The sequence below is a fragment of the Thauera linaloolentis 47Lol = DSM 12138 genome, from assembly GCF_000310205.1.
Taxonomy (GTDB): domain Bacteria; phylum Pseudomonadota; class Gammaproteobacteria; order Burkholderiales; family Rhodocyclaceae; genus Thauera; species Thauera linaloolentis.
Window position 1 is genome coordinate 1 of the sequence record NZ_AMXE01000214.1, and the last position, 251, is coordinate 251.

General features: G+C 66.5%; 1 protein-coding gene. It reads left to right on the forward strand.

Annotated features, from left to right (window positions below):
• Positions 1–251, forward strand: a 251-nt coding sequence (locus C666_RS19215) for a TRAP transporter small permease subunit (RefSeq protein ID WP_004352750.1), incomplete at both ends; no start/stop codon positions are given.

Genomic DNA, 251 nt, shown 5'->3' on the forward strand with positions numbered 1-251 from the left:
CGCCAGAAGTTCATCATCTTCGGGCTGCTGGCCGGGGCGCTGTTTACCGGCACCATCGGCACGCTGGGCGCGCATTTCGTGTGGGAGAACGGCCTGGCCTACGCGGTGCTGAGCACGCTGGGCGCGGACACGGGCCATTTCTTCGAAGGCCCGGTCACGCCCGACCTCGAGTGGCCGACCTGGATCGTGTACTCGGCGATCCCGCTGGGCTCCTACCTGATGTGCTTTCGCTTCCTGCAGGTCACGGCCAG